Origin of the sequence: Amycolatopsis sp. TNS106, assembly GCF_019330265.1 — a bacterium.
Taxonomy (GTDB): domain Bacteria; phylum Actinomycetota; class Actinomycetes; order Mycobacteriales; family Pseudonocardiaceae; genus Amycolatopsis; species Amycolatopsis lurida.
In genome coordinates this window covers 4,757,577-4,771,546 of record NZ_CP024972.1, presented here as the reverse complement: position 1 = coordinate 4,771,546, position 13,970 = coordinate 4,757,577, and the positions used below count along the sequence as shown (strand labels likewise).

Here is a 13,970-nt window from a genome sequence, read left to right as displayed (position 1 = left end):
AGATGCGGGGTCTTACCGGTGTGGAAGTGAACGGGACTCCCGTGATCGTCCACTTCAGACATTCGAATCCAGTATCGGAGGAGACATCATGACGAACCCGACGGCCACCACGAAGACCCCCGCTCACTCGGCCGAGGTCACGAAGACCACCGGCGCGCTGGTCACCTCCCAGGGGAGCACCACCATCGCCGACACGGTCGTGGCGAAGGTCGCCGGTCTCGCCACCCGCGAGATCTCCGGCGTGTACGACCTCGGGGGCGGCGCGGCCCGGGCGTTCAGCGCCATCCGCGAGCGCATCCCCGGCGCCACGGCGTCGGCGAGCCAGGGTGTGTCGGTCGAGGTGGGTGAGAAGCAGGCCGCGGTAGACCTGCAGATCCTCGTCGAGTACGGCGTGTCGATCGCCGACCTGTCCCGCGCGGTGCGCAAGAACGTCATCGGGGCGGTGGAGCAGATCACCGGTCTCGAGGTCGTCGAGGTCAACATCAACGTCTCCGACGTGCACATCCCCGGTGACGACGAGGGTGACGACGCCAAGCCCGACACCGGCCGCGTCCAGTGAACCCCGGCGTCGAGATCGACGCCGACCGGATCGCCACCGCTGTGCGGGCTCGGCCGAGCATCGCGGGTCTGCACAGCGGCCGGTTCGGCGAAATCGCCACCTTGCTGCGCGGGCGCCGGGTCCCCGGGATCCGCATCCGTGACGACGAGATCATCATCGGCGTCGTCGGCCGCTACCCGGCCACCGCCGTCGAAATCAGCGACGACGTCCTGGTCGCGGTCGGGCAGGTCGACCGCCCGGTCCGCGTGCGGATCGGCGACATCGCCCCGCCCGCGGCCGAGGATCCCGGAACCACGCCTGAACCGCAGCTTCCTGTTCCGCTTCCTTGATCATTCCGGACGGCTCGCTCGTACGGGTATCCCGCAAGGAGACACGCATGTCCTCCACCCATCTCGGCCTGCTCACCGGTCTCGCGCTCGGCCTCGCCGCGGCGTTCGGCGGGTTCGGTGCCTTCCTTGTCGTCCTGGTCCTCGGCGCTCTCGGGCTGCTCGTCGGTCGCGTCCTCGACGGCAAGCTCGACCTGTCCCAGCTCACCGGCCGCGACCGGGGCTGATCATGACCACCACGACGACGCCGAGCCCAGCTTCCAGGGCGGCACTCCCGGCACTGGACGACCGGGGCACGCTCACGATCTCCGACAGCACCGTCGAGCGGATCGCCGCCCGTGCCGTGACCGAGATCGAGGGCGTCGGCGGCGCCGCGAGCCGTGTGCTCGGCGTCGCCGTCGGCGGCGAAGACCTCGACAACACCGCCAATGGCGCCGGTCACCGCGACCACCGAGAACGCCCGACGGCAGCTGATGCGCCGCGTCGCGGAGTACACCGGGCTGACCGTCTCACGAGTGGACATCACCGTCACGGCGCTGCACACCGCCACGGCCGTCTCCAGGAGGGTCCAGTGAAACGCCGCCCCCGTCGTTCGATTCCCGCGACCCTGACCGCGGTCGTCCTCCTCGCCGCCTGCGCCTTCGTCGCCGTGATCGCGATCCAGCTGCTACTCGGCCAAAACCCTTGGGTCAGCTACGAATCCGTGGCAGGCACACTGCACGATGCCCGGTGGAACGACCTCGTTCCGGCCATCGCCGGCGGCGGTGCCGCACTGCTGGGCCTGGCGCTCCTGCTGGCCGCGATCCTGCCCGGCAAACCCACCGTCCTTCCACTGGAAGGCGAGCTTGATTCCGGCGCTTCACGCCGGAGCTACCGCTCCACACTGTCGACCGCCGCATCCACAGTGGACGGCGTCTCCGCTGCGAAGGTGAAACTCAAGCGCCGCAAGGTGTTCGCGAAGGTGAGCACCGGCCGGACCGTCACCGACGGCCTCGCCGACGCCGTCCGCGCCGCGATCGAGCACCGGCTCGACCAGATCGCGCCCGCCACCCGCCCGGCCGTCAAGATCAAGGTCCACGCCGCCAGGAGCGCATCATGACCAACCTCAACCGTCCGGCCCGGCTCAACCGCACGCTGCTCGTCGTCTTCGGGATGATCCTGCTCGCCGCCGGCGCCTTCACCGTCCTGACCCATTTCGGCAGGCTCACCGTCCTCGAACCCGACTCCACGCTGGTGCCCGGCACCGGCATGCCGCCGACCTGGGCGCTGTACGTCACCGCCGCCGTCGCCGTCGTCTTCGGACTGTTGCTGCTGCGGTGGCTGCTGGCACAGCTGACCCGCAAACCCAAGACCCACACCTGGCGGTTCGAAGCCGACCCGGACACCGGCCGCACCGAACTGGCCGCCGGCACCGCGATCGAGCCGTTCGTCGACGAGGTCAAGACCTACCCCGGCGTCCACGCGGCCCACGCCACCCTCGCCGGAACACGCGACGCGCCGACCGTGGCGCTGGTCGTCAGCGCGGAACAGGACGGCGATCTGACCGCGATCCGCCGACAGATCGACACCATCGGTTTGCCGAGGCTGCGCCAAGCCCTCGATCTCGGCGCGCTCCCGGCGACCGTCGAATTCCGGTTCTCCACCAAGACCGGAGCCCGCACGGTCTGAGCGAACGAGGAACGATCCGCGGTCACGACCGCGTTGGCTCGGCGCGGGAGACAGTCACGCAGCCGGATCAATCCGTCCCGGATCCAGGTCTCGTCAGTCGGTGCCGGCACTCCGGACTCTTCGCCAAGCTCGCCATAGGTCAAGCCGCCGAAGTAAGCCCGCTGCACACTGTCGTACTGCGGCTTGGTCAAAGTGGACAGTCCGTGCCGGACCGCGCGGTACTCGGTGTGCTCGGCAACGGAAAGGGGCTCCCGGCATCGGCGGGACGCACCCGGCCGACGGGAAAACGCTCCGACCTCGGGCGGTCCACCGCACGACGATGCGCCACAGTCATGATCCAGGGCATGACCGGTCCGTCGGCCGGGCCGTAGCGGCCGGCGCTCCGCCAGATCTGGACCCAGATCTCCTGATGGACCTCTTCGACCCGCACGGTGTCGTGAATGATCTGACGCACGAGCCCGAAGACCTGTCCCGCCCGTGGTCGTACAGGTCGGCGAACGCCTCGTCGTCGCCGTGCGTCACCCGCGCCATCAACTCGGCCAACGGATCCTCGACAGTGGCCATGCCACGTGCTGAATCACTCACCTCGCTGATCCTTACCGAGTCCGACACTTCGCTGGCCCGAACGGCCCCGAGGTCTGCTCGGTGATCGAACCACAGGTGGGCCGGTCACGCACCGCGTGCGGCCGGTGTCCCGGCCCGGTGGGGAGGGGAGCCGTGCCGGGATCAGTCGCGGTCGAACAGCCCGCCGAGCAGGCCGCCGTGACAGTCGTCGTGGTGACCGTGGCCGCTGAGGTGGAGGTTGAGCAGGATGTTCAGGTGCAACCCGTAGTGGTGGTCATGGTCGTGGTCGGCGACCCTGACGGTGGAAGCCGGCGACATCGCTGGTGAGGCGGACGCGGCGCCGGGCGCGGCCAGCAGGAAACCGAGTGCGGCGGCCGGCAGCGCGGCGGTCACGAGAATGCGACGGCGAAGTGTGCTCACGGTGGTTCTCCTTCTCCTCGAACGGATATCGGTCCGATCCCGGCTGTGGTGTTCCACCGGGATCACGAAGGATTCGACGCCGCGGGGAGCCGGAGTGGGTCGCCTTGCCGCAGACCATGCGTGTGGGTTACGCGAGGGGCCGGTGCTCGCCTCCGGACGCACGGCGGAAAGGACACCGGGATCACCGTCCCGGTGCCCTTCCGGCCGCTCATTTCCGGGTCACTCGGAGACGTGCACGTCGTTTCCGGAGCCGATGGTGAGGTGGCTCAGGTCGGCCGCGATACCGCCGCCGAGCGCGCCGTTGCCGACACCACTGACGACGTCGTGGACGTCGTTGACCGAACCGGCGTGTGAGCCGATGTCGCCGACCTGGCCGGTGACGTCGCCGACGTGGTCGGTCACGTTGCCGACGGCCGATTCGTTCGCGATGTCGCTGAGCTGTGTCGTGACGTTGCCGGTGACCTCGCCGACGCCGTGCGCGGTCACGTCTCCGATGGTGTTGCCCAGGCCGGTGTCGAGGCCCAGCGTGCCGGTGAGATCGCCGACCGTCGAGCCGACGCCCTGGGTGCCCTCGATGGCCGAGTCAAGGCCGGAGACGTCCTGCAGGCCGGTCGTGAGATCTCCACCGTCGAGTGCTCCGGTGACGTCTCCACCGGCGACCTGCCCGGTGACGTCGCCGACCGCGCCGGTGACGGCGCCGACCGCGCCGGTGACGGCGCCGACGGGGGCGATCTCACCGCCGCCGACGTTGTCGATGTCGCCGGCGAGGTCGCCCGCCGCGGTGAACGGGGCCGCGGCGTTCTGGGTGATGGCGGTCATTCCGCCGACCGCGCCGAGCACGTTGTTCTCGGAGGTGTCCCCGAGCGCGAGGTTCTGGGTGAGCGCCTGGAGCTGCTCGATGGCGCCGGCCTGGCCGGTGGTGATCGAGTCGAGGTCGAGGCCGTTCTGCCCGCCGAGGGAGTTCACCGGCGCGTAGTCGAGGACCAGCGGCAGGACGTCGTGCAGATCCGCGCCGGAGATGTCGCCGAGGCCGGCGTCGGTCAGCATCTGCCGCGGGTCGTTCCCGAAGGACTCACGGGCGGACGGGTCGTTGAGCAGGTTGAGGGTGAAGTCGTACAGCGACTGCGTGGGGTTCATCGACCGGGCTCTCTGTGGGGAACGGTGAAGCCGACGGCCACCGGGCTGTCGGCCGGATCGACGCTAGGGCTCGACCGGGGTGCCGGACATCGGGTCTGACGCCTAACGGTGATCGCGAAAACCCCTGAGGGGAGTCGGTCACTCGATAGGGGATAGCTCTGGAGTGTGGCCTGGATCTCATCTCACAACAGGGAGTCATCTCGCCCATCGCGGGTGAGGGCGGGCTCGAAACTCTCACGTGTGGTCGTTCCGGCCACCTGACGCGGGACGGGGGGAATCAGGGTGGAAGAGCTACTGCCGCCGGAGTTGCGCGAATTGCTGGCCGGCATCGCCGCCACACCAGCGGGCCCCGTCCGCGCGGTCCTGTCCGGTCCGCCCGGCCACGGGAAGACGACGGCGCTGGCCGCGATCGCCCGGCACTATCGCGACGCCGGTGTCACCGTGGTCACCCGGGAGGATCTGGTCCCGTCCACGCCCGCTTCCGCCGTGGCGATCCTGCTCGACGATGTCGACTCCCTGCCACCGGGTACCGGACAGGTGCTGGCCGGCCTGGCGGGCAAGGCCACCCGGATGGTGCTCACCCACACTCCCGGCGCGGCCGGGGCGATGGCGACCGGCCTCGTGACGGCGACGACCCGGCACATCCGGCTTTCCGCCTGGGACGCCGCGGCCGTGGCGAGGTTCGCCGGCGAGCGGATCCCGGCCGAACGCGCGGAATCCGATCCGGCGTCTGACCGCGGGCGTGCCCAGACTGGTGGCCCGGTGCTTCCAGGTGCCCACGGTCGACGAACTCATCGACGAACTGCGCGCGGAATTGGACATGCTCGGCGAGCCGGGGCTGACCTACCTGGTCGTGGCGGACGTCGCCGGCGATCGCGACGTCGAACTCCTCGCGACGGCACTGGGACGATCTCGAGAGCACGTCCCGGGAATCCTGGACCAGGTCCGGGCGGCCGGACTGCTCGCCGCGAACGACTCGGTGCCTCCCTTGGTGGCGCGCGCGGTGCGCGGCCATGTCGGCATCGACCGGGTGCTGACGGTGCTCGTGCGGGTGCTGGAGGACCTGCTGCGCGCCGGGCAACCCGTGCTGCCGATCGCGCGGGAACTCGAGCGTCTCGGCGCGGGCGGCGCGATCGTGCGGGCCGGGCTCGAAGCGGCCGCGGCGGAGGCGGTCCACGACCAGCCCGCCGTCGCCGCCGAGCTCTACGCCGCCGCCGCGCGTGGTGGCAGCCCCCGGGCCCGGCTGGCACCGGGCTGGGCCAAGGCCGCGGTCCTCGCCGGACAGCACGACGTGGCCTTGCGGCTCGGTGACGAACTGCTGAGCGCCGCCGAACCGGCTCACCGCAGCCGCGGCGCGCTGGTCGCGGGCACGATCATGACCCGGCGAGGTGATCTGGCCCGTGGCGCGGAACTGCTGCGCTGGTCCGAGGAACCGGGCGCGCTGCCGCTGGTGGAGCTCGCCGGGATCGCGCTCGGAGAAACCACCCGGTCCGAGCGGAGCGTCGTCACCGAACCCGTTCCGGCGTATGGTCACGTCGCAGGACGGCTGCTCGACGGGATCCGCGACTCGGTCCGCGGGCGCACCGAAGCGGCGTTGACGACCTTACTGGCCGCGTCCGACGCGGCGGAGGCCACCGATACCGGCCACCTCCTCCCGGATTCACCGGCCGCGCTCACCGCGCTCGTCGCCTTGCACGCGGCGGAATTCGAGCTCGCCCGCGGGGTGCTGAGCCGGGCGGCTCCCGTCATCCGGCACACCCTGCTGCTCGGCTGGACCGAGTTGTTGCGAGGTGACCTCGCCGCGGCGGAAACTCATCGCTCGGCCGCGGCGGGTCAGGTCGGCTCTCTTTCGCCCCGTGACGAGTTGTTCCTCCGCGCGCTGGAACTCGGGCTCGCGAGGAGAGTCGACACACCGGGCGCGCTCCGCGTGAAGTGGGCCTCCGCGTACGAGGCGATGATGCGGCAGCCTGTTGACCTCTTTTCGTTGCTGCCACTGGGGGAACTGCTCATCGCGGCAGCACGGGTGAAGGAGGGCTTCCGCGTCGAAGCACATCGCGGCCACGCCTTCGCCCTGCTCGCTCGGCACGGTCGTCCGGCGTTGTGGTCCGCGTGGCTCGACTGGTCGGTCTTCCACGCGGCCATCGTGGCGGGTGACCGGGAAGGCGCACGTGTCGCTCTGCGTCAGCTCACCGATCAGCCTTCGCCCGGCCGCCTGGTCTCCGCGTTCGCGGCGGCGGGAACGGAATGGTCGGCAGTGCTGGGCGGGTCGGTCCAAGCCGACACCGTGCTTTCGGCGGCGGAAGGCCTGCACCGCACCGGGTTACGCTGGGACGCCGCCCGGCTCGCCGGTCATGCCGCCGTCCGCGCCACCGACCGCGCCGTCATGGTGACCTTGCTGCGTGCGGCCAAACATTTCCCGCTCGACAGCGGCTCGAGCGCGGAACGGCAACCGCCGCCACCCCCCCGAGGCGCCCTCGTTGACCCCGCGAGAAACCGACATCGGCCGCCTGGTCGTCGACGGGCACACCTACCGGGAGATCGGTGAACGCCTGCACATCTCCAGCAAGACCGTCGAGCACCACATGGCCCGCATCCGCGGCAAACTGGGTGCCACCGACCGCCGTACGATCACCGCGCTTCTGGGGAATCTGCTGGGAAAAGCCGGCTGACTCCCGCCTGGTGGTGGGGGGCCGGTCGCCGTCGCGGCCATGGAGTGAACCAGCGACGACGGCGACCGGCGGAACGCCGCCGCTACAGCGTTCCCCGCGGGCGGGAGTCCGAGTCCCGCCGCGCGGCTGAAACCACGGTGTCCTCATCGGATCACCGTGGACGTGGAAGCGGCCGCCGCGGCTCCGGAGGTCATGGAAGCCGCGACGGCCGCTGGATCCGGGCCACCCACAAGGGGGAGTCATGGTGGCCCGGACGGTGACTAGTTCTTGTTGGTGCCGGGGGTGAGGACCTTGTCGATGACGAAGACGGTGGCGTTCTTGGTGGGGATGTTGCCGCACAGGATCTTCGCGCCGTTGACGGTCATGTTCTCGCCGGAGCCTTCGATCTTGACCGGGCCGCCCGCGGTGTTCAGGCTCTCCACGGACTTGGCCGACTCCAGGCCCTTGGCGTCGTAACGCTTGCCGACGACGTGGTACTGCAGGATCGGCGCCAGCTGGTCCGGCTTGCCGGCGAGTTCAGTGAACTTGGCGTCACCGAGGGCGGCGAAGGCGGGGTCGGCCGGGGCGAACACGGTGATGGCCTGCTGGGAGTTGAGGGTGTCGACCAGGTTGGTGGCCTTGACCGCGGCGACCAGCTTGGTCAGCAGCGGGTTGGTCGAGGCGGCGCTGGCGACCGGCTGCGGGCCCATCGAGTCCAGCGAGCCGGGCTCGCTGCCCTGCGGCAGCTGCGAACAGGCCGGACCGAACACGTCGGCATTGGTGGTGACCCCGTCACCGGAAGCGGCGCTGGACATCGGGGCCGACATCGACGACGAGGGGGCCGGAGCCGGGGCGCTGCTGTTACCGGACGAGGCGTTGTCACTGCCACTGCACGCGGTCAGGGCCAGTGCGGCGACCGCGGTGAAACCGATTCCTGCGACACGAAGCTTGCTCATGAGATTCCACTCCAGGGGAAAGGCGGCTGGCTTGTCCTTTGTGGACGAACCCGGTTCTTGTTCTCTTGCAGGGGATTCGGTGCTGCCGGGAGTCCGGATTGGTCATCCCGGAAAATTTCTCAGGCGGCGGTGAAAGTGACGTTGTGCCAGCCTGTCGCGCCGTCGGGCACGGTTCCCGCGCGCTGATCGGTCTGGGTGTAGCCGGATTTGTCGGTGGCGCGGCAGAACACCTGGTGGACGCCGGCGGGCAGGTCGACCTCGGCCCACCACATGCGCCAGGTGTCCACGTTGACCTCGGTGGAGAGGTCGGCCACCTGCCAGGCACCCTGATCGACGCGGACCTCGACCTTGCCGATCCCGGTGTGCTGGGCCCAGGCCACGCCCGCGACGCGGACCTTTCCTTTTTGGACGTTCGCGAAGCCGCGGTGCGAGTCGATGCGCGACTGGGTCTTGATCGGTGCTTCCTGCGCCCAGCTTCGTTTGAGCCAGTAGGCCTGGCGTGCCGCCCAGGTGGTGACTTCGATGTCCACGATCCATTTCGTGGCCGAGACGTACCCGTACAAGCCAGGGGTGACCAGCCGGACCGGGAAACCGTGTTCCAGCGGCAGAGGTTCGCCGTTCATGCCGATGGCGAGCATCGCGCCACGGTCACGGTCCTGTGCGGCGGCGACCGGCGTTCCCGAGGTCCAGCCGTCGACGCTGGTGCAGAACAACTGCTCCGAGCCGGGTTTCACGCCGGCTTCGTCGAGGATGTCGGCCAAGTCGATGCCGATGAAGTTCGAGGTGGACACATAGTCTCCGCCGACTTCGTTGGATACGCAGGTCATGGTGATGGTGCGCTCGAGCAGGGGCCGGTTCCGGATGTCGTCGTAGCTGTAGCGGATTTCCCGGTCCACCATGCCGTGCAGCCGCAGGCTCCAGTCCTCGGCCCGTACCTGCGGCACCGTGAGGGCGGTGTCCACGCGGTAGAACTTGTCATTCGGCGTGAGGAATGACGGTGTACCCAGTTTCGCGAAATCGGCGTCGACCGGGATCGCCGGTGCAGTCCGTGCGGGAACGAGCTTGCCGATCGCCTCGCGCGACGCCGTGGCGTCCCGGGTCGAGCTGATCAGCTGACCGCCCAGCCCCGCCGCACCCGCGCCGGCGACGACACCGGCGCCGCCGATCAGGAAGGCGCGACGGGAGGTGCCGGTGTTTTCGTCGGTGTTCGCTTCACGCCACACGCGCGGCGCGAGCCGGTGCAGCAGCAGGAAGGTCACGATCCCGGTGCCCAGGCTGGCGACCGGCGCGAGGAGCGCGACCGCGGTCAGATCCGGGCGCTGGTATACCGCGAACGCCCCGATCAGCCCGAACACGGCGATGATCACCGTGCCGGGGACGGGCGAGCGTCGCGACAGGACACCGGCGAGCGCGGCGGCCAGCACCATGACCACGGCCATACCGCCCAGCAGGACAAGCTTGTCGTAAACGCCGAAGGTGCGGATCGCGAAATCCTTCAGCTCGACCGGGGTGAGGTCGATGGCGCCGTTGCCGACGGCCAGATAGGGCGAGGCGTTGATGCTGATGAACCCCGCCACGAGGTGGCCGACCGCCAGCGCGGCGGCCAGGGCGAGGACGCCGGTGAACGCCGCCGCGAAGAACCGCAGCCGAGTTCGCTGCGGCTGGACGGCGCTTTCGGACTGGGGCAGTTCGGAGGCGGACATACCCCTGGTTCGGCGCGCCCGCGTCGAAGGTTGGGCGTCGTGACCAGACCGACGCCGGATACACCCGATCGTGGTCACCACAGGGCGCCCGGAGATCCATGCCAAGACGGACGGTTCACCCGGCGAATCATCGGTGGCAGCTTGCTCGCGGAGCAGTTCGTCCGCCGCTCGGCGCAGGCTCGGCTTCAGCCGGGGAAGGGAGCTTCCACGACCGTCGCCGTAACCATTCTCCGCCTACCGCGTCACCCTTCGCGCCGACTCCCGAAGAACTCCTCGGCCGGTCGGCGCGGGGGACAGGCAGCTTGCCGGACCGATCTCCGACACCGTGCTGCGGGTGCTCCGCTCGCAGCCGCCCCGACCTGCTGGGCCTTTACCGCCCTGCGACGAAGCCGCACTGTCCACAGAGGAACACCACCTCGTCCGAGAGCCTGGCCCGCCCTCATCGAGCTGCAGCGGTAATCGATTCCGCTCGCCTGTCCGCGGTGATCGATCGGCCCGTTCATCGCACTTTCTCGTGCTGTGAGGCCGGTGTGCCCTGGCAGGGAGAACTACCTGGTCGGGTTCCGTCGCTGGAGCAGACGGCACGGCGATTCTCGGAGTGACGTGGCACGAAAAAAACCGCCCGACCTCGGCAGATCTGCCAGGCGGGCGGTGTTTCGTCACTGTGGAGCTAAGGGGACTCGAACCCCTGACCCCCTCACTGCCAGTGAGGTGCGCTACCAGCTGCGCCATAGCCCCGGAGCGGTGTTGTTCTCCGCATCTCGTGTGTCCATACATTACACCGCCCGCGCAGGCCGTTCACGCGGGGGTCACTCTATGCACCTCTGGTTCCTTCAAAGTGCGCTGACCTGCATCTTTGCACCTTATTTTTAGCCTTGTATTGACTCTGCGTGTGACCGCCGTTACGTTTTCGACCATCGTGACGCCGAGGTCCCCGCCCGCTACGCCGCGTCTCCACTGGGCTCCGCCTCAGCTCGCCCTGCCCGAATGACGCGGAGGAGGTCCCGATGAGGGCCAGAGCAGCCCTGATAGCCCTGTTTTCGCTGGTCGGAGCGCTGATAGTGGTAGCCCCGGCGGCGCAGGCGGCCATCGTCCCCGACACCTGGTACACGGTGTCGACCACCGGCGGGAAGTGCGTGGACGCGCGCGCCGCCGGAACGGCGAACGGGACGGTCGTCCAGCAGTACGCCTGCAATCAGACCTTCTCCCAGCAGTGGCAGTTCCAGCCCACCTCGGGCGGCTACTACCGGGTCAACACCCGCAACAACCCGGCCCAGGTGTGGGACGTCGCCGACGTGTCGACGGCCGACGGAGGGTTGATCCACCTGTGGGCCTACGGCGGCGGGAACAACCAGCAGTGGCAGCCGGTCGAGGAATCGGGTGGGGCGTATCACTTCGTGAGCCGCAACAGTGGCAAGTGCCTGGACATCCCCGGTCTTTCGACCCAGGACAGCACCCAGCTCCAGCAGTACGCCTGCAACGGCACCGGCGCCCAGTCCTTCCGGCTCACCCCGGTCTCCGGTGCCGCGAACCCCGACCTCGGGCCTAACGTGCTCGTCTTCGACCCCGGTATGTCGCAGTCGGCGATCCAGTCCCAGGTCGACAGCGTGTTCTCGCAGCAGGAGACCAGCCAGTTCGGCTCGAATCGCAAGGCGTTGCTGTTCAAGCCGGGCTCGTACAACGTCGATGTCAACGTCGGGTTCTACACGCAGGTGCTCGGGCTCGGCCTGTCTCCCGACAACGTGACGATCAACGGCGCGGTGCACGCGGAGGCCGACTGGTTCCAGGGCAACGCGACGCAGAACTTCTGGCGCGGCGCGGAAAACCTGTCCGTGAACCCCAACGGCGGCACCGACCGCTGGGCCGTTTCGCAGGCCGCGCCCTATCGGCGCATGCACGTCCGAGGCAACCTGCAGCTCGACGACGGCGGCTGGTCGAGCGGCGGGTGGATGTCCGATGTGAAGGTCGACGGCCAGGTCCGGTCCGGTTCGCAGCAGCAGTGGATCTCGCGCAACTCACAGTTCGGGAGCTGGAGTGGCTCCAACTGGAACATGGTGTTCGCGGGGGTGAGCGGCGCGCCGCCGACCAGTTTCCCGAATCCGCCGTACACCACGGTGAACACGACACCGGTCGTGCGGGAGAAGCCGTTCCTCTACGTCGACGGCGCGGGCGCGTACCAGGTTTTCGTGCCTGCCAAGCGCACCAACGCCTCCGGCATCACGTGGAGCACTGGCCAGCCGGGATCCTCGCTGCCGATCAGCCGGTTCTTCATCGCGAAGCCCGGCACGACGGCGGCGCAGATCAACGCCGCCCTCGCCGAGGGCAAGGACCTCCTGATCACCCCGGGTGTCTACCACCTCACCGAGACGCTCCGCGTCACCCGGCCGGACACCGTCGTACTCGGTCTCGGCCTGGCGACGCTGATCCCGGACAACGGCATCACCGCGATGACGGTGGCGGACGTCGACGGCGTCAAGATCGCCGGCGTGCTGATCGACGCGGGCACCACGAATTCGAACACGCTCATGGAGGTCGGCCCGGCGAATTCGGCGCAGGATCACGCGGCCAATCCGACCTCGCTGCACGACGTCTTCTTCCGCGTCGGCGGGGCGGGTGTCGGCAAGGCCACGAACAGCCTGGTGGTCAACAGCGACGACGTCATCGGCGACCACCTGTGGATCTGGCGCGCCGACCACGGCAGCGGTGTCGGGTGGGCCACCAACACCGCCGACACCGGTCTGATCGTCAACGGTGACGACATCACGATGTACGGCCTGTTCGTCGAGCACTACCAGAAGTACCAGACGATCTGGACCGGCGAGCGCGGCCGGACGTACTTCTACCAGAACGAAATGCCTTACGACCCACCGAATCAGGCCGCCTGGATGAACGGATCGACGCGGGGTTACGCGGCCTACAAGGTCGCGAACTCGGTGACGAGCCACGAGGCGTACGGGCTCGGCAGTTACTGCTACTTCAACGTGAATCCGAGTGTGGTGGCCGATCGCGCGTTCGAGGTGCCGAACACCCCGAACGTCCGGTTCCGCAGCATGGTCGCCGTCTCCCTCGGCGGGAACGGGACCATCAGCCGGGTGATCAACGATCGTGGCGGGCCTGCCAACTCGGGATCGACCGTGGCCAACCTGGTCGCCTATCCCTGATGACCCCGGTGCGCGCCGGGATGGCGGTCGCGGCGCGCACCGGCCTTTTCATCGCGGGAGGTTGCGAAAGTGGCTTTCGCGACACCTGCCGCGGGGCGGGAACGAGGGGGCGCACGGTCTTTCACCCCTACGGGTGGCGTGCCGCGCGCTCGCGTAGCGGCGCTCCGATACTCGGAGCATGCCTCTCGCCGGTCTCACCGTCGTCGAACCCCGCCTGGCCTGGCCGCTCGCCGCCCTGCGCGGGGTTTTCGCCATCCTCTTCGGCATTCTCGCGTTGCTCTGGCCGGGAACGACCGTCCTGGCCCTCGCGATCCTCTACGGCATCTACGCCATCTTCGACGGCATCGGCGGCATCATGCAGGCCTTCCGGCCGGGTGACGCCGCCCATCGCGCCGCCTACGGAGTGCTCGGCGCGTTCGGGATCATCGCCGGTGTCCTCGTCCTGATCTGGCCGGGGATCACGGTGCTCGTGCTGGCGCTGCTGGTCGGCTTCTGGGCGATCTTCACCGGCATCGTCGAGATCGTCGCCGCGATCCGGCTGCGCAAGCAGATCGAGGGCGAGGCGTTCCTCATCGCGGCGGGCGCGCTTTCCCTGATCGCGGGCATCGTGATCGTGGTCAACCCGATCGCCGGCGCGTACGGGATCGCGTTGCTGGTCGGGATCTACGCCCTGCTGTACGGCGTGATGCTGCTCGTGCTGGCCTTCCGCCTGCGGAAGCTCACGCAAGCCTGAAAGCCTGCCGGTAATGGACCCGCGCTCCGGCACGGCGCAGGTTCGACAGGCTCGGCGAACCTTCCACCGCGGTCGCGACGGCGAAGCGGCGGCCT

17 protein-coding genes and 1 tRNA gene are annotated in these 13,970 nt (G+C 69.1%); 10 read left to right on the top strand and 8 right to left on the bottom strand.

Translation table 11 applies throughout. The features are described 5' to 3' along the window. Positions 1-88: 88 nt before the first annotated feature. From CVV72_RS21415 to CVV72_RS21405, 3 genes are read left to right on the top strand one after another with little or no spacing between them, the layout of a single operon-like run. Positions 89-559: an Asp23/Gls24 family envelope stress response protein gene (locus tag CVV72_RS21415; RefSeq protein WP_219145498.1), complete on the top strand. Its 471-nt coding sequence runs from the start codon at positions 89-91 to the stop codon at positions 557-559. Continuing rightward, complete coding sequence (locus tag CVV72_RS21410; protein ID WP_219145497.1) at positions 556-888, top strand: hypothetical protein; 333 nt, start codon at positions 556-558, stop codon at positions 886-888. The genes CVV72_RS21415 and CVV72_RS21410 overlap by 4 nt, the downstream gene beginning before the upstream one ends. A 47-nt stretch (positions 889-935) precedes the next feature. Beyond that, the gene (locus CVV72_RS21405; RefSeq protein ID WP_219145496.1) at positions 936-1,112 is read left to right on the top strand and encodes a hypothetical protein; all 177 of its coding nucleotides are present in this window, start codon (positions 936-938) and stop codon (positions 1,110-1,112) included. Here CVV72_RS21405 and CVV72_RS41755 read toward each other — a convergent pair. Beyond that, the gene (locus tag CVV72_RS41755; protein WP_255632823.1) at positions 1,090-1,314 is read right to left on the bottom strand and encodes a hypothetical protein; all 225 of its coding nucleotides are present in this window, start codon (positions 1,312-1,314) and stop codon (positions 1,090-1,092) included. The two genes, CVV72_RS21405 and CVV72_RS41755, sit on opposite strands and share 23 nt — an antisense overlap. Between CVV72_RS41755 and CVV72_RS42000 the strand changes: the two genes are divergently transcribed. The 3 genes from CVV72_RS42000 to CVV72_RS21390 are packed head-to-tail and all read left to right on the top strand — an operon-like array spanning position 1,314 to position 2,553. Continuing rightward, positions 1,314-1,460 carry a hypothetical protein gene (locus CVV72_RS42000; protein WP_370641805.1) on the top strand — a complete coding sequence of 49 codons (147 nt, stop codon included), beginning with the start codon at positions 1,314-1,316 and terminating at the stop codon, positions 1,458-1,460. The genes CVV72_RS41755 and CVV72_RS42000 overlap by 1 nt on opposite strands. Beyond that, positions 1,457-1,984: a DUF6286 domain-containing protein gene (locus CVV72_RS21395; protein ID WP_219145495.1), complete on the top strand. Its 528-nt coding sequence runs from the start codon at positions 1,457-1,459 to the stop codon at positions 1,982-1,984. The genes CVV72_RS42000 and CVV72_RS21395 overlap by 4 nt, the downstream gene beginning before the upstream one ends. Beyond that, the gene (locus tag CVV72_RS21390; RefSeq protein WP_219145494.1) at positions 1,981-2,553 is read left to right on the top strand and encodes an alkaline shock response membrane anchor protein AmaP; all 573 of its coding nucleotides are present in this window, start codon (positions 1,981-1,983) and stop codon (positions 2,551-2,553) included. The genes CVV72_RS21395 and CVV72_RS21390 overlap by 4 nt, the downstream gene beginning before the upstream one ends. A 187-nt stretch (positions 2,554-2,740) precedes the next feature. On the opposite strand, the gene CVV72_RS41750 is transcribed toward CVV72_RS21390, so the two are convergent. From CVV72_RS41750 to CVV72_RS21370, 4 genes are all read right to left on the bottom strand, one after another. Further along, the gene (locus tag CVV72_RS41750; RefSeq protein WP_255632199.1) at positions 2,741-3,007 is read right to left on the bottom strand and encodes a sigma factor; all 267 of its coding nucleotides are present in this window, start codon (positions 3,005-3,007) and stop codon (positions 2,741-2,743) included. Positions 3,008-3,279: 272 nt separating this feature from the next. After that, positions 3,280-3,537: a hypothetical protein gene (locus CVV72_RS21380; RefSeq protein ID WP_255632198.1), complete on the bottom strand. Its 258-nt coding sequence runs from the start codon at positions 3,535-3,537 to the stop codon at positions 3,280-3,282. A gap of 219 nt (positions 3,538-3,756) precedes the next feature. Then, positions 3,757-4,674: an IniB N-terminal domain-containing protein gene (locus CVV72_RS21375; RefSeq protein ID WP_219145493.1), complete on the bottom strand. Its 918-nt coding sequence runs from the start codon at positions 4,672-4,674 to the stop codon at positions 3,757-3,759. Positions 4,675-4,965: 291 nt separating this feature from the next. Then, on the bottom strand, positions 4,966-5,469 hold the full coding sequence (locus CVV72_RS21370) for a hypothetical protein (RefSeq protein WP_219145492.1): 504 nt from the start codon (positions 5,467-5,469) through the stop codon (positions 4,966-4,968). Here CVV72_RS21370 and CVV72_RS21365 point away from each other — a divergent pair. Further along, positions 5,447-7,219 carry a hypothetical protein gene (locus CVV72_RS21365; protein ID WP_219145491.1) on the top strand — a complete coding sequence of 591 codons (1,773 nt, stop codon included), beginning with the start codon at positions 5,447-5,449 and terminating at the stop codon, positions 7,217-7,219. The genes CVV72_RS21370 and CVV72_RS21365 overlap by 23 nt on opposite strands. Further along, a complete protein-coding gene (locus CVV72_RS21360; protein WP_219145490.1) occupies positions 7,152-7,343 on the top strand; it encodes a helix-turn-helix transcriptional regulator in 192 nt (63 codons plus the stop codon). The genes CVV72_RS21365 and CVV72_RS21360 overlap by 68 nt, the downstream gene beginning before the upstream one ends. Before the next feature lie 260 nt (positions 7,344-7,603). On the opposite strand, the gene CVV72_RS21355 is transcribed toward CVV72_RS21360, so the two are convergent. The 3 genes from CVV72_RS21355 to CVV72_RS21345 form a co-directional block, all read right to left on the bottom strand. Continuing rightward, positions 7,604-8,278 (bottom strand): fasciclin domain-containing protein, encoded by a 675-nt coding sequence (locus CVV72_RS21355; RefSeq protein ID WP_219145489.1) that lies wholly within the window; start codon positions 8,276-8,278, stop codon positions 7,604-7,606. Positions 8,279-8,397: 119 nt separating this feature from the next. Next, positions 8,398-9,981 (bottom strand): molybdopterin-dependent oxidoreductase, encoded by a 1,584-nt coding sequence (locus tag CVV72_RS21350; protein WP_219145488.1) that lies wholly within the window; start codon positions 9,979-9,981, stop codon positions 8,398-8,400. A gap of 665 nt (positions 9,982-10,646) precedes the next feature. Further along, a tRNA-Ala gene (locus CVV72_RS21345) sits at positions 10,647-10,719 on the bottom strand. A 269-nt stretch (positions 10,720-10,988) separates the two neighbouring features. On the opposite strand from CVV72_RS21345, the gene CVV72_RS21340 reads away from it, so the two are divergent. Beyond that, positions 10,989-13,142 carry an RICIN domain-containing protein gene (locus CVV72_RS21340; RefSeq protein WP_219145487.1) on the top strand — a complete coding sequence of 718 codons (2,154 nt, stop codon included), beginning with the start codon at positions 10,989-10,991 and terminating at the stop codon, positions 13,140-13,142. Between the two features lie 178 nt (positions 13,143-13,320). Continuing rightward, positions 13,321-13,875 carry an HdeD family acid-resistance protein gene (locus CVV72_RS21335; protein ID WP_219145486.1) on the top strand — a complete coding sequence of 185 codons (555 nt, stop codon included), beginning with the start codon at positions 13,321-13,323 and terminating at the stop codon, positions 13,873-13,875. Positions 13,876-13,970 lie beyond the last annotated feature (95 nt).